This window comes from Chitinophaga filiformis (assembly GCF_021646545.1).
Classification (GTDB): Bacteria; Bacteroidota; Bacteroidia; order Chitinophagales; family Chitinophagaceae; genus Chitinophaga; species Chitinophaga filiformis_A.
The window spans coordinates 1,554,370-1,576,912 of the sequence record NZ_JAKIRP010000001.1; the positions used below are offsets into that span (position 1 = coordinate 1,554,370).

13 protein-coding genes and 1 tRNA gene are annotated in these 22,543 nt (G+C 44.8%); 5 read left to right on the top strand and 9 right to left on the bottom strand.

Annotated elements, in window-relative coordinates; translation table 11 throughout:
* Positions 1-381: 381 nt before the first annotated feature.
* The 4 genes from L3C95_RS06490 to L3C95_RS06505 form a co-directional block, all read right to left on the bottom strand.
* Entirely contained in the window at positions 382-930 is a 549-nt protein-coding gene (locus L3C95_RS06490) for a hypothetical protein (RefSeq protein WP_236385985.1), read from the bottom strand.
* Positions 931-934: 4 nt separating this feature from the next.
* Positions 935-6,370, bottom strand: coding sequence for a DUF6443 domain-containing protein (locus tag L3C95_RS06495; protein ID WP_236385986.1), 5,436 nt, complete (start codon positions 6,368-6,370; stop codon positions 935-937).
* 9 nt (positions 6,371-6,379) lie between these two features.
* The gene (locus L3C95_RS06500) at positions 6,380-9,814 is read right to left on the bottom strand and encodes a hypothetical protein (protein ID WP_236385987.1); all 3,435 of its coding nucleotides are present in this window, start codon (positions 9,812-9,814) and stop codon (positions 6,380-6,382) included.
* A gap of 1,082 nt (positions 9,815-10,896) precedes the next feature.
* Positions 10,897-10,971 (bottom strand) — tRNA-Glu (locus tag L3C95_RS06505).
* A gap of 168 nt (positions 10,972-11,139) precedes the next feature.
* Between L3C95_RS06505 and gap the strand changes: the two genes are divergently transcribed.
* The 4 genes from gap to L3C95_RS06525 all read left to right on the top strand — a co-directional run bounded on the left by gap (position 11,140) and on the right by L3C95_RS06525 (position 17,979).
* Positions 11,140-12,156, top strand: coding sequence for a type I glyceraldehyde-3-phosphate dehydrogenase (gene gap, locus L3C95_RS06510; RefSeq protein ID WP_236385989.1), 1,017 nt, complete (start codon positions 11,140-11,142; stop codon positions 12,154-12,156).
* A 115-nt stretch (positions 12,157-12,271) separates the two neighbouring features.
* The gene (locus L3C95_RS06515; RefSeq protein WP_236385990.1) at positions 12,272-13,468 is read left to right on the top strand and encodes a phosphoglycerate kinase; all 1,197 of its coding nucleotides are present in this window, start codon (positions 12,272-12,274) and stop codon (positions 13,466-13,468) included.
* A gap of 80 nt (positions 13,469-13,548) precedes the next feature.
* Positions 13,549-14,811, top strand: a complete 1,263-nt coding sequence (gene dctA, locus L3C95_RS06520; RefSeq protein ID WP_236385991.1) for a C4-dicarboxylate transporter DctA — start codon at positions 13,549-13,551, stop codon at positions 14,809-14,811.
* Between the two features lie 69 nt (positions 14,812-14,880).
* A complete protein-coding gene (locus L3C95_RS06525) occupies positions 14,881-17,979 on the top strand; it encodes a two-component regulator propeller domain-containing protein (RefSeq protein ID WP_236385992.1) in 3,099 nt (1,032 codons plus the stop codon).
* Positions 17,980-18,040: 61 nt separating this feature from the next.
* On the opposite strand, the gene L3C95_RS06530 is transcribed toward L3C95_RS06525, so the two are convergent.
* From L3C95_RS06530 to L3C95_RS06540, 3 genes are read right to left on the bottom strand one after another with little or no spacing between them, the layout of a single operon-like run.
* Complete coding sequence (locus tag L3C95_RS06530) at positions 18,041-18,826, bottom strand: TPM domain-containing protein (RefSeq protein ID WP_236385993.1); 786 nt, start codon at positions 18,824-18,826, stop codon at positions 18,041-18,043.
* A gap of 37 nt (positions 18,827-18,863) precedes the next feature.
* Positions 18,864-19,319 (bottom strand): TPM domain-containing protein, encoded by a 456-nt coding sequence (locus L3C95_RS06535; RefSeq protein WP_236385994.1) that lies wholly within the window; start codon positions 19,317-19,319, stop codon positions 18,864-18,866.
* A gap of 11 nt (positions 19,320-19,330) precedes the next feature.
* Positions 19,331-19,921, bottom strand: coding sequence for a LemA family protein (locus L3C95_RS06540; RefSeq protein ID WP_236385995.1), 591 nt, complete (start codon positions 19,919-19,921; stop codon positions 19,331-19,333).
* 425 nt (positions 19,922-20,346) lie between these two features.
* On the opposite strand from L3C95_RS06540, the gene L3C95_RS06545 reads away from it, so the two are divergent.
* Positions 20,347-20,811: a response regulator gene (locus tag L3C95_RS06545; protein WP_236385996.1), complete on the top strand. Its 465-nt coding sequence runs from the start codon at positions 20,347-20,349 to the stop codon at positions 20,809-20,811.
* Between the two features lie 10 nt (positions 20,812-20,821).
* Here L3C95_RS06545 and L3C95_RS06550 read toward each other — a convergent pair whose 3' ends face one another.
* On the bottom strand, positions 20,822-22,057 hold the full coding sequence (locus L3C95_RS06550; RefSeq protein ID WP_236385997.1) for a FecR family protein: 1,236 nt from the start codon (positions 22,055-22,057) through the stop codon (positions 20,822-20,824).
* A gap of 45 nt (positions 22,058-22,102) precedes the next feature.
* Positions 22,103-22,459 carry a sigma factor gene (locus L3C95_RS06555; protein WP_236385999.1) on the bottom strand — a complete coding sequence of 119 codons (357 nt, stop codon included), beginning with the start codon at positions 22,457-22,459 and terminating at the stop codon, positions 22,103-22,105.
* Positions 22,460-22,543: the final 84 nt, after the last annotated feature.

A 22,543-nucleotide genomic window follows, 5' to 3' on the forward strand; every position in this document is an offset into this window, starting at 1 on the left:
AAATTGGGTTTGTTTTGTTACATATTTACTGATGAACCTACCTTACTATTTGGGAACACAATTGCCTGCTTATTTAAACTGGTTAGTGCAACAGCCAGTTGTGGAAATGTAAATTGGTTAGCGCGTAAATGAAAGGTTTTTTCAACTTGATCCGGTTTTTTCCTCAACATAGTCCGACAGGCGGCGAAACTATCTCAAAAGAAAAACGGAGATAATACTTTCGTACTATCTCCGTCATCTTTGGTACAACAGGCCGGACAAGTGTCGAACTTCTATATGAGTGATTTGGGAAAATGTGTCAGGATTATGATGGATTTATGCAAGTTCGGCTAATATCTAAAAAAAATCCCCCAACAGTACCTTGAGGGATTCTCCAGAATATTAGTGTGAGACTATTTCATAGCGCTCCGCTGCTCTTTCCAAAATTCCCTCTACTACATCCGATTCCTTTTCATAATAAAAGCCGATGCTACCTGTATGATGAAAGTAGAAAAATAGCTGATCCTCTTCACTATAAAAAACGGGACTGTAAGGCGCTGCATGGCTGATTATACAGCGAAGGATGATATTTAAGAATTCATCCCAACCCAGGCAACGTACAGAGCCTGAGTAATCAGACGGAATATTCGCATCGGCCAGCATCGTCAAATATGCGGCTGTTTCCGGGGACTTACCTTCGGGGGAATAATCATAAACATTAAGTTGCGTATTCCATGTATCCAGACATAGGTCCCACCATGAAGGCGCATAGATATTAATTTTATCTTTCAGGGGACCAAAAAGATGATGAAACAGCATAGCTAGCTCCTCCATTTCATGGCCATCAGCATGCGTATAAATTTCCCTCCGGAAAGCCTTGCTGTCCGGGTAATATTCCAGATTTGCCCAAGGTAGAGGAAAATATAAAAGAGGTAATGTGTTGATAATCATATATTTAAAATAAATCTTTCCATTCTATGAATTTTCCTGTATCTCCTTTGTGTTTGCCGATGATGAAATCGCCGAATTCGTCTGCATCTGCGATCCATTCCAGGCCTTTGGCCGTTTCTTTGAATACTTTAAATTTACTTTTTCCATGTCCTGTTTTGTCTACTGACCACCACAATCCATCAGAAGCGCTCTTATAAAATTTTCCAAAAAAACTATTTCTATGCTGTTTGACGACTGACGCCGCTTTTTCAGTCAGTGCCCACAACCCTCTTTTCTCAGCAGCTCTTCCCAACCTACCTATTAGAGGTATTGCCATGCCTTTGACTACCATCCCCCCCACATGATCGCCTACCACAGTATTGGCCACGCCTACCAAACCTTTGACCTTATCGTTGTTGTTGGCAGTCTGACCATCAATGTGGGTCACTCCATTGATGCTCAGGAAGGGTATCAAGCTCTGGGTCAATACCCATCCATCATCGACGGGCTCATAGGTAGCTTGCGCAAAAAAATTATCGCTTTCAGCCCACTTGTCTTTCCAGTCAGGTACATATTCACGGATCGTACCGGGATCGATGTTGGTGGGAGGCTTTATGTTATTGATCTTACTTATCTGCTGAAGTTGCTCAAAAAACTTCCGTCGCTGCGCATCTTTGGCCGCAGTATAAGCCTGAATTCTCTTTTTCCAATACATCTGTGCATATAACTGTTTTCTCCGTTCTATATCAAGGTAGTCATTTGTCGCAAAGTTCATGATCTGTTCAGAGGCATTTGCTCTGGCCACATTAGTGCCTATCACTTCAAATGTACTCAGCAAAATAGGGGAATTCCCATTCATGCCATAACCCTGGAAAAACTGAGACCACCATGGAGGATCAATGCCTAAAGGAGCATCTCCAAATGGGTCGCTGAGGTTAACCGGATTATTAAAGTTATTTGCATACCCGGAGATCGAGTTAAATTCTTCCGTTCTTGGGTCTACCTGCATCCATCTGCCCGTTTGCGGGTCAAAAGTACGATAAAAGGTCTGATATAGCTGGAGGTCGAGATCATTGATCTTCTCAATACCATTGAACAAATAGTTATGCTGCAGGCGATTTAATGCAGCACTACCCAATGCCTGTATTTCTAGTCCGAATGGATAATAGCTGTCTTCTTGTAAGAGATGGCCTGTTGTATGTTTGATTGCCAGATCGTCAAAATACACATCGCTGTTACTTTCATTGCTTACATACACATAGAGGAATCCATTCTTACTAATATCCAACTGGGCAGCCAGTGGTACTACATCTCCAGGGGTATTGACTCTGAGGGCTCCTCCGGTTACCATGGTGAAATTATCATCAAATAAGGCATAATTAAGGTAAGCCTTGGGGGTTGTTGAAGGCGGATTATTGTTTTGGTTCTGTTGAATAAAAGTGAGGAAGTCTTGCTGGTTCAGAATAGAACCATTAACGCCTTGCAGCAAATTTCCTTTGCCGTTTGCGACAACACTGGCCGGGCCTAATAATACATTCACTAACTGACTCAGAATGTCTGTCAGAGGTTGGTTGACAGTATTATTGGCATCCGAATTTGTAGCGTAATAAGAAAGCACACCCAAATCTACATGATCTCCGGCCATCACTTTTAATACCTTGCCAGTACCAACCCGGCGATTTGGATCAGTATAATTCAGCTTTACAAATTTTCGGTTCGTTGTACCATTGTAGTCATAGAACTTATTTCCCGAAGGAATATCATCGACCTGTACGGGGAAACTGAACAGTTCTCTTTCAGGTACAGCAGGGGCAGGATTGGGATTGGTTTCGTGAGTCGCCTTATACCCGTAAGTATTTGTTTCTTCTGTGATCACTGTACGGGTATTGCCCAGCTGGTCTGTCAGGATGTAGTCATATACGAAGGTATTATTGGCTGTTTTACGTACCCGGCCTTCGTCGAACAATACATATTGCAGCACATTGTCCTTGTAAACGGCACCGTTGATATAAGTATATGTATTCGTAGTACTTTCATTTTTTACCGTCCTTTCCAGCAAATTACCAGTGATATCATTCGTATAGGTAATATACTTATTGGCATTGTTGTCGAAGCTGATCTTCTGAGGCTTTCCCAATAGGAAATCATAGGAGAAAGTAATACTGCGGTTTTTATCGCCGGTAATGTTACCAGCGGCATCATAGATGTAATCGATACTGCCTGCTGCTCTGCCGCTGTAGTTCTTGAAGTCGCCTACATTCTTATCGCCTTGTGTATCAGTAATGCCGTTTAATCTGTTGCTACTCGCCGGATAATCGTAAGTGAGGTCGTCAATAGTGGCTTTAGCTTTACCTGCCAGCATGCCCTCCTGTTTCATTTTTACGATATTACCATTTTCATCATATTGGGATATGGCTACGGTATAGTCTTCGCTGCTATTGGTCCAGCTGCTTGCTTTTTGTGAATAGTCGGCTTTTACCAGTCTATTGTGGGTGTCATACGTGTATCCATAGGCATGTGCAACATCCGCATCTCCTTTACGGCGCCAGATGGTACCAGACAAATTCCCATCCAGTTTTTTGCCAGAAAATCCACTGTTATAAAATAGTTGCATGCCGAAGTAATTACCGGCGGATTTATCATTGATATATGCTGTGTTGACACCAGTAACGCGGTTGAACAGGTCATAATCGAGGGTGAGGGTTTCCAGCGAAGGCCCGATCTTCCAGGTCTTTATTCTGTTTAGGTCATCATAGGTCATTTCGTGGACGAGCTTTGATGTCGGAGTAAGACTGGTACTGACAGAATGATATTGTTGCAGCATGTTGCCATTGCCATCATACTCCATCCTTTCCTGTATATAGATAATCGGATCTGTGGTGCTCTGAGGATTTGTGATCCTGCTAAAGGAGGAGAGTAGGTTGTTTTGAAAGTCATACTGATTGGTAGTAACATCAGTACCTCCCTTGACATTGCTTTCCAGTTGTTGCACGGTACGACCTTTTTCATCATAGTAAAGCGTGCCTTTAATCCAGTTGTTAGTTCCGGAGATGATCTTCTTGTAACCGGTTAGTTTGCCATAAATGTTTTGTGAGGGAGTGCTGAAGGTTTGTGCGTAAGGATTATTTCCTGCATTAAGCGTATAGTTTTTGTCAAAGCCCTGGACTCCATCCCACGTATAGTTGTCATAGTAATAAATTACCAGTGGTGTATATCCGGTTAATCCTGGCAGAGGATTAGTGACCGTTAAGTTTTCTGTAATGGTATTGGTGGTTGTATTAATCGAAAAATCAGCTTCCTCACCGGCATCCGTCTCAAATCCGGGCATAGCGGTAATCGAATTGCCAGCTACATATGTTGGCGTATGTTCATTGTTGTAAATAACGAGGTCCTTAACGAGCGGAGTTGTGATGGGAACAATGCCTGTGGCAGGTGCCTGGTCCATAGAAGCCTGCAATGATTCTCTGGTAGCGGAAGTATTTGTATAAATAGCCACTATTGTTTGTCGATCCATGTTGTCGTATAAATACAGGTACCATTCACCTTTGTTGCGGCTTTTCAATGTGGCATCCTGCACCAAAACGAGACGGTTGCGGTTGTCGTAGACAAAAGAGTAAGCATTGTCTATACCTGCCTTTTCCATATTTATGATACGGCCTTTGGCATCATAATAATATTTAAAGGCCAGTGATTTTAAGGCAGCTTTGGTTACATCGGTGCTGCTAAAATCCCATACTGCTTTAGACCACCAGTCCTTAGTTGCCAAGGGGGGAATGATGTAGCGGACATTGTCAAAATCATCATATACGAAGTAGGTCCTGAGCTCGTCCGTATAAAGCGGAGTAACTCCCTGGCGGGCAGTCATTACAACCTTTCCGTCATTGTCAAAATACTTGTATGTATTGAATCCATCATTGTCAGTGGTAACAGTAACGGTTAAAGTATTAGGATCATATTCAATATTGCTGACAGGGTAATCTGTGATAGTATTGCCAATTCTCCATAGACGTACGTGGTCTGCAGCAGTATTAGTACGCTCAGATTGTCTGTTTCCAATATTATTGCCTCCATAACTTTTTCCGGCATTAATGCTTCTGCCAGAACGAGCTACAGGGGAAGGCTCTGTTAGCATTTGCTGATAAAAGAAGTCTTCGTTATTCTGAGTAATCGTATTGAAAAAAGCAGGTTGTGCCGTGTTTATATCAACTCTGAATGTGCCTTTGTTGGTGGTATTGGTTGCCGCCAGATAGGGGAGGTGCTGAATGGTTTGCCTGCCATACTTGTCAAACTGACTAAGGGCAACGGCATCCTGAGCAGCTAAACCGACATTCTGCTGTACGGTTTCTAATACTCTTCTTAGCCCGTCAATGTATTCTGTGGTAGTTCTGATATCCCGTTGACTAGTCAGGGAGTTGATCTGAGAAGTCTCCGTAATACCGGGTTTAAGAATATCATAAGAGGTTATAGTATTCAGCAGACTGGTATTTACCGTAGAATAGTTTGGGGGACTTATCTTGGTTTGTGTCGACTGAGGTAGTGAACCATCGGGAATACTGGTTGTGATGGCAGACTTCACAAGAATCTGAATCACGTTGCTATTCGCTGTTTGCGCCAGGGATGTGACCTTCCTTCTGAACCAGGTGGTTTTTGACAGTGCTGTTGGTTGATAATCGGCTGCAGTAGCTCCACTGATGACCGCCCATGTATCTTCGTCAGTACTTGATTCCCACTGGTACGCAAAGGAGCCATTCCCTCCTGCCGCCGAAATGGTGTTAACCAGTTTCGCCGGAAGATTGCCTGGCAGTACTTTTTGTGCAGCTGAGATGATGCCTCCCGTGACATTATTTGCCAGCGTAACGGTTAGTACATTGGAAAAAGCAAAATTATATCCATCAAATGCCTGTCTTCTGAAATACATGGTCTTGTCAAACAGTATACTGCCAGAACCATTTAATCCTACGGCGCCAACTACCATTGTCCAGTTGTTACCGTCTGTTGATTCTTGCCATTTATAAGTGTATGGAACGTTGTAGTCTTTTCCTATGCCACCTGATGCGCCCTCAGTACTGGTAAGTACCGTATAGGAGAAAATTTGATTGAGAGGAAAGGATGTAACTGAGGAAGTGATAGTACCACCTAGCATTTCAGCTACTACTGATCTGGTCCAACATTGGTTCATTTGTTGACCGCTTTCATACCATTCGACAGCTATTGTACCTGTTCCAATCTGGTTCCAGCGGACGTCGCACTCTCGTGTGTTTTTGTCGCTAATTATAGTTCCTATGCCGGAGACAGACCAGGTAATATTTGTAGCAATACCGGAGCCACTAAATTCATAACTGCTAACAGTGCCAACGGTTACAGGAAAGTCGGTAATACATTGTCCTCGGGTCTCTATGTCAGTAATCAGGAGCACCAGCATCAAAAGCAGATGTCTTAAATATTTATTGAATAATTTCATGATAGAGTTTTACTGTTGTACATATTTGTAATCTGTTGATTTTACGAGATTACGATCCGCATCATAGGTGTTTTTTAACCTGCCTAACAAATCATACTCAAAGTAAATGGCAGTATTATCCGGACTGGTGGTAGTGATCACATTGAAGTGTGAGTCATAACTGAATGAAACCATTTGGCATTGCTCTGGATAAAGTCTCAGCTCATCCATGAGACCTGTTCCGGTAATCGTGATACTTGTTGCCTGTGTGATAGTCATGGCCATAAGGGTCCATCCGTTTCTGACCAAGAGAGCCTTTTGATCCGTTTTTGTACCTCCGGAAACATTGATGGTACCATCTTTCTGCCAATAAGTGATGCGGTATTTTTTAGAAGTATTCAACCCGGTTTTTGTCACAGATGATACTGCAGGCATGCTTAAACAATACTGGCCTGAAGGAGAAGTATTGTTAATTATACTGGTGGAAGCTGTTCCTGATGCGTTGACTGTCCATGTCCCTTTTGCACCTGCTTCAAAGCTGCTGTAGCCGATGTCTGTTATTCCTGCATTGGTTACCTGTGCGATGATTACTTCATTATCGTCATTATAGATATAGGAGGTAAGGCTATTCAGGGAAGAAGTGGTGGCCAGATAACCGGCTGTATTATAGCTGTAGTTCACGGCTTCTTTAAAATAAGTGCTGTTCCTCACAAGGGTAGATGAACTGAACGCGCCAATGGTACTTTGGGGGATAGGAGCATTTGTAGAGAGCAGGTATACTTTTGATGGCTTTATATGCCCGGAGTTGAGTAGCTGATATTCTTTGATCTCTGCGCCGGCCAGTTGTTCTTCCCCTCCGGGTTTAAGTATCCAGGTTTCAGAAGAGATAGGAATGTTATAGATATGATTGTCTAGCATGGTCTTGAAAACCCCACTGGCTGTATAATCATATGGATAATAGAAGCGTTTTTCTTCTTTCTCATTGAAGCTATTCAGGACGGTGATCTTTTTCAGATTATAGTAGGTGGGATCATATTCGTAATCCGTTCTTTTCATCTGATAGTTGTTGCCAGTATATTTTTTATCGATAGTATAAGCTAGCATGGCGTTGCCTGAGATAGGACTATGTTTCTCTGATGCAAAACTAATGCGGGAGTAATTATACGCATATCCTTCGGTGTTAGTAACCAACATTTGATTTGCTCTGTATGTAGTAGAGGTAAATATGCTGTTATCACCTTCTACCTTTATGTCAGCGGTGTACTTATTGTATTTATCTTCTACCAGTTCTCCATTTCTATTCAATATCACCTGTCGTTTCAGGAGGCCATATAATCCAGGCAGATAACGTTGTTTGGGGGCATTGATGGAATTGCGGATCGGGTGATTGATTGCGAAGTCCTGATCTGAAGTGAACTCATATATTGTTTTCCCAAGATTGTCGGTACTGGTGCCTTCATACACTTCCACCCTGCGGTAAAGCATAGGCAGAGGGTTTTGATTGGCAGCGTGTGCGCTGTAGTAAACCTGATTATCAAAAATAGTAGTCCTGGAATCGGAAGTAAATGCGTCTCTTACGAGATAGCTGACGGCAATAAAGACAAGAGAAGAAGCAAGCGATGTGGTGAGACTACTGATCTGTGAAGTAGCTATGCCTGCTTCAGTTTTTCCTTTGGCAATACCGGCCATCAAATTTGATTTCATTGCATAAATCTTGAAGAGCGTTTGGGCAGTGGGCATTGCTACAGAATAGGCCAGATTGGCAGCGATATATGACCCTTTTGTAGGAATGACAAGTACAGTCCTTGATGTATCCAGATATCTTGGTGCTTCATAGCCCCAGCCTGAGGAACTGGTACCGTCTTCCTGCACATATTTATATTCTTTGACGATGTCAGGATTGGCGCCTATGCCATCACTGGAGATGACTTTCTTAACACGCAGCCCGCCTGTTTTTACGTTAGAAGCGCCATCACGTGCGTCATTCACTTCATATTCATAGCTGAGAATACCACCAGTTGGATACTTTATACTTGTCAACATGCCTGCTCCCATGTAATCCACATTACCGATTACGACCCGTTTATTGGGTAGGCAAAGGTTTTGTGCATTATTATAGATGCCAATATCTGTAGTCCAGTCATATGTAGTGTTACCGTTATAGTATCCGTAATGGTCGAAAGCAGGGGTGTTCCTACCTGGGACGCCACGTGAGGAGGTGCCGGTGTTGTAAGTGAATGTATATTTTTGATCTGGGTAATTACCTACACCAAATTTATTAAACGACTGTAGACATAATCTTGAGTAAGCTGCTTCGGCGGAAGTAAATCCATAGAAAAAGTCCCTTACATTGGTCTGGGAGAAGTACTGATAGTTAAAAATATAGCCATACTGAGTTGAACCCGCTTTCTTGATGGTAATATTAAACAGGGCTTTATCACCTGGCAGATCAGCTCTTTCATTGCTAAAATAAGAGAAAGTTAATTGGTTGTTGTCAGGAAGATCTATGTTAGTGAGTCGTTTCACGGTACCTGTATAATGTGGCTCTATTCGTTGCGCCACTATTTGCTGCTGGCCGTCATCGGCGGGATTGACGCTGTAACTGGCCTGAATACCGGAAATGTAGTCGAGATTATAATTTTCGTAAGTAAATGTGATTTTTTTGTTGGTGAGAGGATCTAAAATTTCACTAAGGTACCAGTTATTGACCGCAGAATAATTGGTCACTTTGTAAGTCTGCTTACAAGTATAAGTCTGGATGTTTGCTACAGGTGGGTCAAAGAAAAATCTTTTTTGCCCGTAGGTTTCGTAAAGAATGATACGATCCAGATTCTTTTCGCTAAAGGTATATCGGATACCATTTTCATCGGTTACAATGAATTTACTCCAACGTGTGAGGATGTTACTCGTACTAAGGTTTTCGTCTACTTTTTCAATTTTCAATTTGGAATTGTCCAGTACCATAGCTGATCCATTGGGACCGATCATAAAACTACCCTGACGGCCATTGAAAGAGTAGGTAAGTATATCCGCTTCTCTATCATCGATAACCGAGGCATCACCGCGATAATAGTGAACGACATAATCCTGCAGTGGGATCCATCCTGCTTTTACCGGCATAGTAGTATAGGCGTAGTTGCTGTATATACGGCCGGTAGGGATATTGTCTCCATCGAGAATTCCTCCCACCTGATCGTCGGGCTCTCCCCGGGTTGAGCGGCTAATTACGCCGCCAGCCTGTATGGTCCAACCGAGACCGACACTGGAAGCAACTTCTGTAACTTTGATGCCATTCCCGCCAGTATAGTTCAAGCTGACATTTAGTCCTAGTTTGCCGTCATTACTATAATTATACAAAGGAAAATTGACTTGCGCACTTCCTGTGGGGAGGTCTACCTGCGCAAATAAGTGATGTGAGCTGCCAAGCAATATGCAGAGCAAGCCCAGGCAGAGGGATCTTTTCATTCAGAATAAAAAATGAGTGAATAATTATGTTTAGAGGCTAACTATGCATTTGTTAACAATTACAATGTTCGGATAACGAACATAATAGCTTAAACGTTTGAAGCCAAATATATTGTGAATAAGCGATGTGTGTTATTGCACTTTTGTGTTAGGGCTAAATTATTAATATTAGGCTAGTGATATCAGTGCCCCGCTACCACGTATGGGATTTAGTCAGACAGACGAAATTATACAGCTCAATTTTCACTATTTTTTTAAGAAATGTCCTAGCAAAAAGATGTTTGAAATCCTGTGGGTAAATGAGACTTTTTTTGATCAGCGATCTGAGGTCGGCTTGGTCCGGACAAGTGTCGAATTATTGGACGGAGGATTGAAGCAAATATCCAAGTTTTATCAGGTCCTTCTGCTTCTACTTCTTTTGAATAATTAGTTCCATAGAACCTTCCTTTAAGGAATTATGTTCATCAAAATGTAAATGATAACCTGAAGGTAAACCCTCTTGTGACAGGTTTAATAAATGACCTGCTAGTGAAATAAGGCCCTCTTTATTTGCAATGATATTGATTATTCCATTCTTAATCCCGATCTCAATGTCAAAACCATTTTCCCAATGATAATCCTTTCCCTATCGTATACTGAGGTATTTTTAATTTCACTTCCATTATATAAATTAATATACTAAGTATGTATAAAAAGTTGTATACGTAGTTGGCTGTAAAACTTATTGGGATACAAAGACAACTGCGGATGAATGGTCAAAAATAGGAATTGAAATGTCAGACTCTAAGCCCAGTGATGGGAGGCGATTTAGTTTAGGATATACATGAAACTGATACAACGGGCACTATTTACTAATAGGTTAATTTCATTTATTAATAAGCCAACAGCAGAACTATAAAGTCTTTGTGGGGAGGTTAGGTGATAAGAAGATAGATTTTGTTGCAGATAAGAATGGGGCCAAAATCTATGATCAAGTTTCCTTACTATCAATAATGAAAAAATAAGGGTAAGATATCAGGGGCGGAAAAGGAATCGGCCAAAAATGAAAAAGGGAACATCATTTGATGTTCCCTTTTCCGTGCTGGTACCGCGTACGGGAGTCGAACCCGTCATTCCTCCGTGAAAGGGAGGCGTCTTAGCCGATTGACCAACGCGGCTAATCCCCCATTTAAACATGCTCACCATGTTTAGAGGACTGCAAAGGTAATCGCATTTTTGATATTTTCAAAAAAAACTTGCTTAACTTAAATTTATATTGCTTTATCCCGCTATAGCTTGTAAATTCGCTACTCAATTTTTTTCAATCTCAACAAACTCAGTGTAAAATGGGAACTACTCTTAAAATCGGTATTAATGGTTTTGGTCGTATTGGCCGCTTAGTATACCGTCAGATCTACAAGATGCCAGGTATAGACGTGGTAGCTATTAATGACCTTACAAGTCCCGCTGTATTAGCTCACCTGTTGAAGTACGATTCTGCACAGGGTCGTTTCGATTCAGAAGTTAAACATTCTGATAACGCGATCATCGTTGACGGTAATGAAGTAAAAATATACGCACAGAGAGATCCTTCACAAATTCCCTGGAAAGAGCATGGTATTGATGTAGTGATTGAATCTACAGGTTTCTTTACAGATAAAGATAAAGCAGCCGCTCACCTGACTGCTGGTGCTAAGAGAGTAGTAATCTCTGCTCCTGCTACCGGCGACCTGAAAACAGTAGTTTTCAACGTGAACCATGATATCCTGGATGGTAGCGAAACCATCATTTCCTGCGCTTCATGTACTACAAACTGTCTGGCTCCGATGGCGAAAGTACTGGATGACAGCTTCGGTATCGAACTGGGTACTATGACCACTATCCACGCTTATACTAACGACCAGAACACACTCGACGCTCCTCACCCGAAAGGTGACCTGCGCCGTGCTCGTGCTGCTGCCGCTAATATCGTTCCTAACAGCACCGGTGCTGCTAAAGCTATCGGTCTGGTACTGCCAGGCCTGAAAGGTAAACTGGATGGTAGCGCACAGCGTGTTCCAACTATCACCGGCTCCCTGACTGAACTGGTAACCGTTCTGAAGAAGAAAGTGACTGTTGATGAAATCAACGCAGCAATGAAAGCCGCTTCCAGCGAGTCTTTCGGTTATACTCAGGACGAAATCGTGAGCAGCGATATCATCGGTATCACTTACGGTTCCCTGTTTGATGCTACACAGACCAAGATCGTTGCTGTGGGCGACAAACAACTGGTTAAAACCGTATCCTGGTACGATAATGAAATGAGCTATGTATCTCAGCTGGTACGTACTGTTAAGTACTTCGCCGGTCTGATCAGCAAATAAGCTTATTGCTATACTGTAAGTGGTGAATGGTAAATGGTGATTATACACACCATTCACTGTTCACCATTTATATTTTATTCTCAGATTACTTCTCCATCTTTTAAAATAATTGCAAATGAGTCAATTCTCCGACTTCAATTTCAACGGCCATAAGGCTGTGGTACGTGTTGATTTTAACGTGCCGCTCAATGATAAATACGAGATCACCGACGATACCCGTATGACAGCTGCCGTACCAACTATCAAGAAAATCCTGAAAGATGGCGGTAGCGTGATCCTGATGTCTCACCTGGGTCGTCCGAAAGATGGTCCTACCGAGAAGTATTCCCTGAAACACCTGGTTTACCACCTGGTAAAACTGCTGGATGGTGTTACTGTAAAATTTGCTGAAGACTGTATCGGTCCTGTAGCAGAATCCGCAGCCGCTAACCTGCAGGCCGGAGAAGTGCTCCTGCTGGAAAACCTGCGTTTCTATAAAGAAGAAGAAAAAGGTGATAAAGCCTTTGCGGAAAAACTGTCCAAACTGGGCGATGTATATGTAAACGACGCCTTCGGTACCGCTCACCGTGCACACGCTTCTACAGCAGTTATCGCTGAATTCTATCCTGCTGACAAACGCATGTTTGGCTTGCTGATGGAAGCCGAAGTAGGTAACGCTGAGAAAGTACTGAACGGTGCCGGAAAGCCTTTCACCGCCATCCTGGGTGGCGCTAAAGTGAGCGACAAGATCCTGATCATCGAGAACCTGATGGAAAAAGCCAACAACATCATCATCGGTGGTGGTATGGCTTATACCTTCCTGAAGGCGCAGGGTAAAGAGATCGGTAACTCCCTCTGCGAAAATGATAAGCTGGAACTGGCGCTGGAACTGCTGGCTAAAGCCAAAGCTAAAGGCGTTCAGCTGATCCTGCCTGTCGATTCAGTAGCTGCTGATAAATTTGCTGCTGATGCCAACACCCAGATCGTTAGCAACGACAACATCCCTGCCGGCTGGATGGGACTGGACATAGGCGAGAAATCTGTGGCATTGTTCAGCGAAACGATCCAACAGTCAAAAACTATCCTGTGGAATGGTCCGATGGGTGTTTTTGAAATGCCAGCTTTCCAGAAAGGTACCAAAGCTGTAGCTGATGCTATCGTAGCTGCTACCACACAGGGCGCGTTCTCCCTGGTAGGTGGTGGTGACTCCGTAGCTGCAGTAAACCAGTTTGGCCTGGCTGAAAAAGTAAGTTACGTATCTACCGGTGGTGGCGCTATGCTGGAATTCTTCGAAGGTAAGACCCTTCCAGGTATTGCCGCTATCAAGGGATAGTAGTACACACCATATTATAAACGCTTAACGTCGCATGCAAATAGCATGCTGCGTTAAGCGTTTTTTTGTATCTTGACTATATGAGTAAACTTTTCAGGCATTTATACTTCCAGGTAGTCGTTGCAATCATCCTTGGCATACTTGCCGGCGCCCTATTCCCTTCCATCGCTACCACAGGTAAGTTCATGAGTGAAGTCTTCATTAACCTCATCAAAATGCTGATCGCCCCCATCATCTTCCTCACCATCGTGCTCGGTATTGCCCGTATGGGAGACATGAAGAAAGTAGGTCGTGTAGGAGGTAAAGCTATATTATACTTTGAGATCATTACCACCCTGGCCATCGCTATCGGATTGCTGGTGGCCAATCAGCTGAAGCCAGGGGTGGGAAGGGCTTTTGAACATGTGAATACATCCGCAGTAGCCAAATACCAGCAACAGGCGGAGGAGTTTAAATGGTCGGAGTTTCTGATGCATATCGTTCCTTCCAATGTGGTGGATTCTTTCGCAAAAGGAGACATCCTGCAGGTATTGATCTTCGCCGTATTGTTTGGTTACGGCGTTACAAAAATGAATGGCGTCGGCAATTCGCTGCTGGCTACTTTCGAGAAATTGTCTGAAGTGTTTTTCAACATCCTGAAATTTATCATGCGACTGGCCCCACTGGGCGCCTTCGGAGGGATGGCCTATACCGTGGGCAGCTTCGGATTGGCTTCTTTATATCCTATGCTGAAACTGATGGGTTGTGTATACCTCACTATGCTGTTGTTCATTGGCCTGGTGCTGGGTGGGATTGCGCGTATTTACCGTTTCAGCCTGTGGCATTATCTTAAATTTATCCGCAATGAAATACTGATCGTACTGGGCACTTCCTCTTCCGAATCTGCATTACCGGGGCTGATGGCGCGTCTGGAAGATCTCGGATGCGCCAGGCAGGTAGTAGGGCTGGTAGTACCGGCCGGCTATTCCTTCAACCTGGATGGTACCAGCATCTATCTTTCTATGGCAGTAATATTCCTGGCTCAGGTCTATGGCGTAAATTTGGACATCTGGCAGGAGCTAACCATCATCGGTATATTGATGATAACCTCAAAAGGAGCTGCCGGTATTACTGGCAGCGGATTTATTGTACTGGCATCTACTCTTACTGCTATTAAGGTGATCCCCATCGAAGGACTGGGCATTCTGATCGGCGTAGACCGTTTTATGTCTGAGGCGCGTGCTATTACTAACCTTATCGGAAATGGCGTGGCTACCATTGTGATGGCAAAAAGTGAAAATGCATTCGATGAAGGGAAATACCAGGCAGCTGTCGGTATAGCCAGGGTGCACAAAACAATTTAACGCTTTCACCACTTGAAGAAACTGCATTTATCGAAACGTTTATCTGTCTCAGTCTTGTTACTATGGCTGATGGCATGGTATTGTTTGGGTTTGCAGGCACAAGGCACTGCGTATACCTTCTCACACCTTGACCGTAAAAATGGTCTGGCCAGTAATCACGTTTCCGCCATCCTGCAGGACAGCAAAGGCTTCATATGGATCGCCAGCACCGCATTACAGCGTTATGACGGCATCAACCTGGTGACGATCGCCAGTTTTGATAAAGTGCCGGGATCTATCTACTATGACGATATCTGCCTGTGTGAAGATAACAAAGGACGGATCTGGATGGGGGCTCCGGATAATATCCGTTATTATGACCCTGCTGCATCAGCGGTGTCCGTACTGAAGATCGATATTGCGCCCTCTTTGCATGGCAGCCTGCATTGCAGCCGTATCATACAGGATCATGCCGGTGTGATATGGGCCACTACCCAGGAAGGGCTCCTGCAGTATGATGAGACGAACCGCCGTTTTATCAAGCCCGCTAATATCCCGGAAGCTATACGCGAAGACCTGTACAGCACGATTATAGAAGATGCAAAAGGTAACCTCTGGATCAGCGGACGCACAGGCATCTACATGTTTGATCCTCCCCGTAAGAATCTCTATTATCATGCAAATAATCCCCATCATCACCCCCTGCTTGCTATCATGAGCAGCGTTAAGCGATTTTACATAGACGGCCAGCAACGCATGTGGGTGGCCGCCAGGGGAGGAGATACCCTTTATCAATATCATCCGGATACCCGTCAGCTGAAAGCCTTTTCCTTTTCATTGCCTTCCGGCGATGGGAATATGGTGACAGACATCGTGTCTGACAAAGGGACGAATATCTGGGTATCCACCGAAACAGGAGGTATTTACAGATTTAACGAAAGCACCGGCAAATTCACTACAAACATCCGCGCCAACAACGAAGACGACCAGAGCCTGCATTACGATTTCGAAGTGAATTGTTTCCTGAACGACCGCAACGGCCGCCTTTGGATAGGAACAGATCTGGGTGTTAACATCTTAAATACGCCGGAAAACTCCTTCCGCATCATGGATCACCGCACGGTGTTCAAGGGCACTGCCGAACGTTTGCCCAGGGCGGAGGTAACAGGATTGTTTCAGGACAGCAGGGGAAATATATATGCGGGGTACTGGGGGAAAGGCTTCAGCTGGTTAAATCCGTCGCTCGAGCTGAAGGCACAATTCCTGCATGATGCCAAAAGCCCCGCTTACCAGTTGCCGGAAGAGCGGAGCCTTGTCTGGAGTTTTGCTGAAATGCAGGACGGAAAAGTATTGATAGGTCAGGAAAATGGCCACCTCTCCGTATTTGATCCGGAAAAGGGCATGTTCGTGAATCACTACCATTCGCCAACGTTCGGAGAGCAGACTTTGATGACCATGTTGCCCGAAAAAGATACTGCCGTCTGGATAGGACTATATAAGAGAGGGCTTGTCAGATGGGACACGCGTACCAATGAATTCGTGCGTTACCCCGGCCTGCTGGAGTATGTCAGAAGGCCTATAACAGTAATGGATATAGCCCGGCAGCATGATTCACTGCTGTGGATGGCTACCAGCGATGCAGGGCTGATCAGGTTTAATATTAAGACGGGAAAGGTGAGCAAGTCCGCACTTTTCCTGCAGGATAAACTAACGGTCAGCAATATTACCTGTATTGAATTCCTGGACGATAGTACGCTTGTAGCAGGAACCGATCATGGCCTCTGGATCTATAACACTGTCAATGCGAAGGGAAGGCCTTTGATGATCAACGGCGCCCTTTTCGACGAGTGGGTGCTGAACCTGCAGGTAATCGGAAAGACAGGAGTCTGGTTCACTACCCAATATGGTTTCTACCGTTTCAACCGGCAGCAGGGAACTATTGAGACTTTTGTACAGTCGGGAGATATTATAGATAATAACAGGAAGGTACGCCGCTCCGTAAGTCAGTTGCGGGACGGCCGGCTAATGGTTGGTGCTTCGGATCACTTTGTAATATTTGATCCGACAGTACTGGAGGTGGCGCCGCCCCCGCCGGATGTAACTATTCTGAGTTTCCGGACCATGGACAGTGTGATAAATATTGGGGCCGAGCGTGGCCGGTATTCGCCGCTTACCTTATCGCACCGGCAGAACTTTATCAGTATTGAGTTCAAAAGCCTGCAGTACCACCATGAATCGGTTGGCTACCTGTACCAGATGGAAGGGGTAGACGAAGAATGGGTGAAGGCAGAAGGCCTGCTGGTAGCAAGATATACCAATCTGCCACCCGGCAGCTACCGGTTCAAGGTGCGCAGTGTAAATCCTGCCGGAACATTTTCAACCGGTATTACCACCCTTACCATCAATATCTTACCCGCTTTCTGGCAAACGGCCTGGTTCCGGGTATTGTGCGCACTGCTGACCATAGTGCTGATCTATATCTATTTTAAACTGCGGGTGAACGCTATTAAGAAGGAAGCGCGCCGGCGGGCGGTCATCCAGCAGCAGATAGCGCAGCTGGAAATGAAAGCGCTGCGTGCACAGATGAATCCTCATTTTATTTTCAATGCCCTGAACTCTATCCAGACCTTCATGATGAAGAGGGAAACAGAGCAGGCATTGTCCTATCTGAGCCGTTTTGCAAGGTTGATCAGGAATGTACTGGACAATTCGCAGCTGAACAGCATCCCCATATCAAAAGAGCTGAAGATGCTCGAAAACTATCTGGAACTGGAGAAATTACGGTTTGGAGACCAGTTCAGTTATACCATTATGGTAGATGATGCGCTGGATCCTGATTTTACAGATATCCCCACTATGATCCTGCAGCCCTTTGTGGAGAACGCCATCTGGCATGGCTTATTACATAAAAAAGGGGATGGCCGGCTGTCCATTACTTTCCATCAGCGGGAAGGAAGTCTGTTGTGTATGATAGAAGATAATGGCATTGGCAGGGAGAAAGCCGCTGCACAGCGGCAGCAGGGAAATGAGCATCATTCCCGCGGACTACAGATTACAAGAGACAGGCTGGCACTGTATAACAGGCGCTTTAATCTGGATGCCACATTTGATATAGAAGACCTGTACGACGAAGCGGGACAACCTTGTGGCACCAGAGTGAGTGTCTGGTTCCCGCTAACGGAGGTATAAAAGCAAGAGGCTGTCCATTTATGCGGACAGCCTCTTGTTTTTATACGGTATTTATGTGTTGTTACCAGTTCCCACTGGCGCCGCCTCCGCCTCCGGAGCCGCCACCAAAGCCACCAAAGCCTCCACCACCACCGCCCCAGCCTCCGCCGGAGCTTCCACCACCGAAACCGCCAAAGCCTCCGAGACCTCCTATAGTGGGGCCTATCCAGCCTCCGGATCCTCTTCTGCTGATAGTGGTGCCGCCACCGCCACCGCGGTTCCTCATGATGAGAAGAATGATGATAATGACAAAGATGGCCATGAAGAGCGCATTGCTGCCTTTCCCTTTGCCTCCGCGGCTACCGGGAGTTGCTTTGTATTCTCCTGCAGCAGCTGCAATAATCTTGTCAGCCGCTTCGTCAAAGCCCTGGTAATAATGCTGCTGACGGAAATTAGGTTTGAGCGCTTCATCTATGATACGGTTGGCAATAGCGTCTGGCACTACTCCTTCCATGCCGTAGCCGGTCTCAATACGCACTTTCCTGTCCTGTATGACTGCCAGTATCAGGATACCATTGTCTTTCCCTTTGGTACCGATGCCCCAGTCACGCAGGATCTTTAAACCCACTTCACTGCTTTCGTAGTCGCCGATGGTGTTCATCGTTACGATCGCGATCTGTGTGGAGGTACTATCGTAATAGGCACGGAGCTTATGCTCCAGCATTTCTGCTTCGTTGCCTATCAATACGCCTGCAAAGTCATTTACCAGCCGTGGAGGGTTAGGACGGGGTGGAATATCCTGCCCCTGTACTTTCCATCCGGTGAACAACAGTATAACCAGCCATAACCAGCATATTTTCCTCATCATATAAAATTTTACAGTGCGGAGGATTCTCACCCGCCGCTTATCTTCCAAACACTATGTCGTCGGGTAATTCGTTTTCGTCGTTCCCTTCAAAAGGAAAATACTTGCAAAGCGATTCTCCTATTTCCCTGATACAGGCTTCTATGCCGCCAACGTAGTCCTTCTTCTGGAAATAGCTGACCAGTAGTTCTCCTTCTTTTACCCAGAAGTCGCTGCCTACTTTCTCATGAATGCCCCGGTCGCCCAGGATGGCAAACTGGCGGTCTTTCATAGCGATGTACAGGATAACACCGTTACTGCGTTTGGTCTTGTCCATGCCCAGCTGCAGGAATATTTCCTGTGCACGGTCCATGGGATTGACGTACTTGCAATGGCTTTCCACATACAGCCTGATCTCACCGCTGGTAAGCCGCTCAGAATCGCGTATAGCCTGTACCAGTTGTTCTTTTTCAGCTTCTGTCAGGAGCTCCTTTTTTTTGAATGGGAATATGCTCATACAGCTTGCGTTTAGAATTGCACTTTAGGGGCATTTTCTGCACCTGCCTGTGCTTCGAAATAAGGTCTCTGCTGGAAGCCACCGAAGCCTGCCACGATATTGTTCGGGAAAGTACGGATGGTGCTGTTATATACTCTTGCGGTTTCGTTGAAATCTTTACGGGCAACAGCGATACGGTTTTCAGTACCCTCTATCTGTGCCTGCAGGTCACGGAAGTTCTGGTTAGCCTGCAGCTGAGGATAGTTTTCAGTCACCATCAGTAATCTTCCCAGTGCGGTGCTCAGTTGGCCCTGTGCCTGCTGGAACTGCTGCATCTTTTCAGGAGTGAGGTCTTCAGGGTTCACGTTGATGGACGTAGCCTTGGCACGTGCTTCTACCACTTTGGTCAGTGTTTCCTGCTCGAAGTTGGCAGCGCCTTTTACAGTTGCAACAAGATTCGGGATGAGGTCTGATCTGCGCTGATATTGGCTCTGTACGGTACCCCAGGAAGTTTTAACGGTTTCGTCCAGCCCTACGATTTTGTTATATTTTGATACACCACAACCACCGAGTATTACGATTACGGCTATGATAATTAAGATAACAAGCGTGTTTTTTTTCATGTCAATAAGGATTTAAGTTTAATCTATGGTTTGCAGTTTAAAATACAACAGTACTATATCACTTTGGTTTATCGTAACTTAGAATGCAATTTGGGGGCATCCGGTCAGACCTCCATGAAATAAACTGGATAGCAAGAGCAAACATAGGAGCTTTTTTTTAATCTTCAAGGGTGTAGTGCTAAACGATAAAACGGCGTTATTTCACTTTCACAGAAAAGATATTGTCATTGTCAAAAAAATCGGCAGTGGTATGTACGTTTCTCTATAATTTTACTAATATTTCACGGTAGCAAGGTACGGAACAGCTTGTATATGAGGATGTTATCCTTGAATGGGTCAATATAAGCGCTTGTTTTTCAGTGTCTATCCTTCTTTCATTCGTTTGTAACGCATTTTTTTAATTATTTGAATCCAAGGCTGCGTCAATGAGTGCACAACACATCCATATCCTGTATGTTGATGATGAGATACACAATTTAAATGCTTTCAAGGCATCTTTCCGTAGGCTCTACACAGTGTTTACGGCTACTTCTGCAGAGGAGGCGGAAGAGGTGCTGGCCAAGCAGGAGGTACACATCATCGTTTCTGATCAGCGGATGCCCAAGATGACGGGAATAGAGTTCTTCGAATCCATTCTCGATAAATATCCGGAACCGATCCGGATGCTGTTAACCGGGTATGCCGATATCAATGCTGTAATAGATGCCATCAATAAAGGGCAGGTATACAAATACTTCTCAAAACCCTGGAACGATGATGAGCTGAAGCAGAATATAGACAAGGCATACGAAGTTTACTCCCTCCGGAAAGAGAATAAAGAGCTAACAGCCAAGTTGCTGGATGTGAACGAGAAACTTGAATTCCTGCTACGGCAGAAACTGATTTCCTGATTTCCTCCGCCTATTTTTTCGTTACGGTAAAGTGAATGGTACCGTCATAGATTTTGAAATCAAGACCTTTTTCCTGGCAGACGGCATTCAGAAAGTCAGCAACGGGTTTATCCTTATCAAGATCACCGGAAACGAGCAGGTTAGCCATGCTGGGGGTTGCAAATGATACCTTCAGGCCAAACCAGCGCTTCATGACCGGAATTATATCTTCCAGCGGTTTATTGTGAAAGCGGAAGATCCCATCTCTCCAGCCAAGGGTAACGTTCTCGTCAAAACGTTTTACCTTAAAACGTTCACCCGGTTTGTAAATGGCCTCATAACCCGGTTTCAGGGTTACATCAAGACTATCACCTACATCTGTTACCACACTGCCTGTGACAAGGGAGGTTGTGATCATGTTATGATCGTAAGAATTTACGTTAAACGCCGTGCCCAATGCGATCACGGAAGTAGTACCCGTATGTACAATAAAAGGGTGTTGCGGGTCATGCGCTACCGTGAAGAAGGCTTCTCCTTCCAGGTAAACCTCCCTGGTCCTGCCAGGGAATATGAACGGGAACCGCAGGGTGGAACTGGCATTCAGGTGCACTTCCGTACCGTCGGATAATTCAATCCTGTAATCCATTCTCGGAGGTACCGCCAGTGTATTCCACTCAATGGTGCTGCTCTGGTAAATGCTGTCGTGCGTGATCTGCCTGCCGGAAAGCGGATGGATGGGCTGGGAGGCTGCAGTATCTTCAGCCGGCCCCAATGGAAAATTTCCGGCGATCAATACAGGGTTAGTTCCAACGCAAACGGTAGTGTCGGGCGATACCACATCGGGCGCCGGGGTAGTCTTTTTTACTACTGATGGCGCCTTATGATATACCATTGACGCATATGCCGGGGCTTCGGTAGGTTTCTGGAAATAACCCCGTTTGTCGGCCAGCCAGCCTGCCGCACATACAACAGCCGTAGCGAAGGCGGCTGCAATAGCGCTGTTCCGTTTAACAAACAGCGCGATCCTCGTGTGTAAGGGCTTAGGGGCAAGTACAGCTGCTACTTTACACCAGTCATGTTCTATCCGCAGATCGTCAAGAAAAGCATTGTCAGTATATAGCTTCGCTTCTTCCTGTTCATAGTAACATTTACGAACCTGTTCATCGGTGTGTATAACATTTTGCAGCAACGTCTCTTCCACTTCACTTAATTCGCCCAGCTGCTTACGCAGGAGTAATGTGTATATATACTCTTGGTCGTATTTCATCTTCTGGTGAGAGGATTATTTTGGGTGATGTAGATGTGGTGTTCTTCATGAGTCGAGCATTACTGCCAGTTGCGAAGATAAGGCCTGGGGTACAAGGGCAGGTCCCGTCTGGCAGGGCGGACAAGGACTGGCTGGCGCCTGTTGTATCCTTCGGCATCGTTCAAGTAAAAGATGGTAAAAAAATCCTCCGGGTGAATGGGCTATTTGCCTGTAGCTCTTTTTTTTCCATACCTCTATGAATAATTCCTGCACTACCTCTTTCGCACGCTCCTGGTCCCCCAGCATCTGGCAGGCTTTAAAGCAAAGGGGCTTATAGTATTTCATAAAGAAGTATTGGTAAGCCTCAAGTCTGTTATCTTTCTGGAGGGCTGATAACATTGTGATGTCCTCGCTGATTTGCATACTATTTGGGATTGTGTAGTGTGTATCGGTTTGGTAAGGTTAAGTTCGATCAAAAGTTCAACAAAATTGTTAATACGGTGTTAA

What these genes read in the sequence shown, in the direction of transcription:
- L3C95_RS06490 (WP_236385985.1), bottom strand. Translation starts at nt 930, where the DNA reads ATGATTATCAACACATTACCTCTTTTATATTTTCCTCTACCTTGGGCA.
- L3C95_RS06495 (WP_236385986.1), bottom strand. Translation starts at nt 6,370, where the DNA reads ATGAAATTATTCAATAAATATTTAAGACATCTGCTTTTGATGCTGGTG.
- L3C95_RS06500 (WP_236385987.1), bottom strand. Translation starts at nt 9,814, where the DNA reads ATGAAAAGATCCCTCTGCCTGGGCTTGCTCTGCATATTGCTTGGCAGC.
- gap (WP_236385989.1), top strand. Translation starts at nt 11,140, where the DNA reads ATGGGAACTACTCTTAAAATCGGTATTAATGGTTTTGGTCGTATTGGC.
- L3C95_RS06515 (WP_236385990.1), top strand. Translation starts at nt 12,272, where the DNA reads ATGAGTCAATTCTCCGACTTCAATTTCAACGGCCATAAGGCTGTGGTA.
- dctA (WP_236385991.1), top strand. Translation starts at nt 13,549, where the DNA reads ATGAGTAAACTTTTCAGGCATTTATACTTCCAGGTAGTCGTTGCAATC.
- L3C95_RS06525 (WP_236385992.1), top strand. Translation starts at nt 14,881, where the DNA reads ATGGCATGGTATTGTTTGGGTTTGCAGGCACAAGGCACTGCGTATACC.
- L3C95_RS06530 (WP_236385993.1), bottom strand. Translation starts at nt 18,826, where the DNA reads ATGATGAGGAAAATATGCTGGTTATGGCTGGTTATACTGTTGTTCACC.
- L3C95_RS06535 (WP_236385994.1), bottom strand. Translation starts at nt 19,319, where the DNA reads ATGAGCATATTCCCATTCAAAAAAAAGGAGCTCCTGACAGAAGCTGAA.
- L3C95_RS06540 (WP_236385995.1), bottom strand. Translation starts at nt 19,921, where the DNA reads ATGAAAAAAAACACGCTTGTTATCTTAATTATCATAGCCGTAATCGTA.
- L3C95_RS06545 (WP_236385996.1), top strand. Translation starts at nt 20,347, where the DNA reads ATGAGTGCACAACACATCCATATCCTGTATGTTGATGATGAGATACAC.
- L3C95_RS06550 (WP_236385997.1), bottom strand. Translation starts at nt 22,057, where the DNA reads ATGAAATACGACCAAGAGTATATATACACATTACTCCTGCGTAAGCAG.
- L3C95_RS06555 (WP_236385999.1), bottom strand. Translation starts at nt 22,459, where the DNA reads ATGCAAATCAGCGAGGACATCACAATGTTATCAGCCCTCCAGAAAGAT.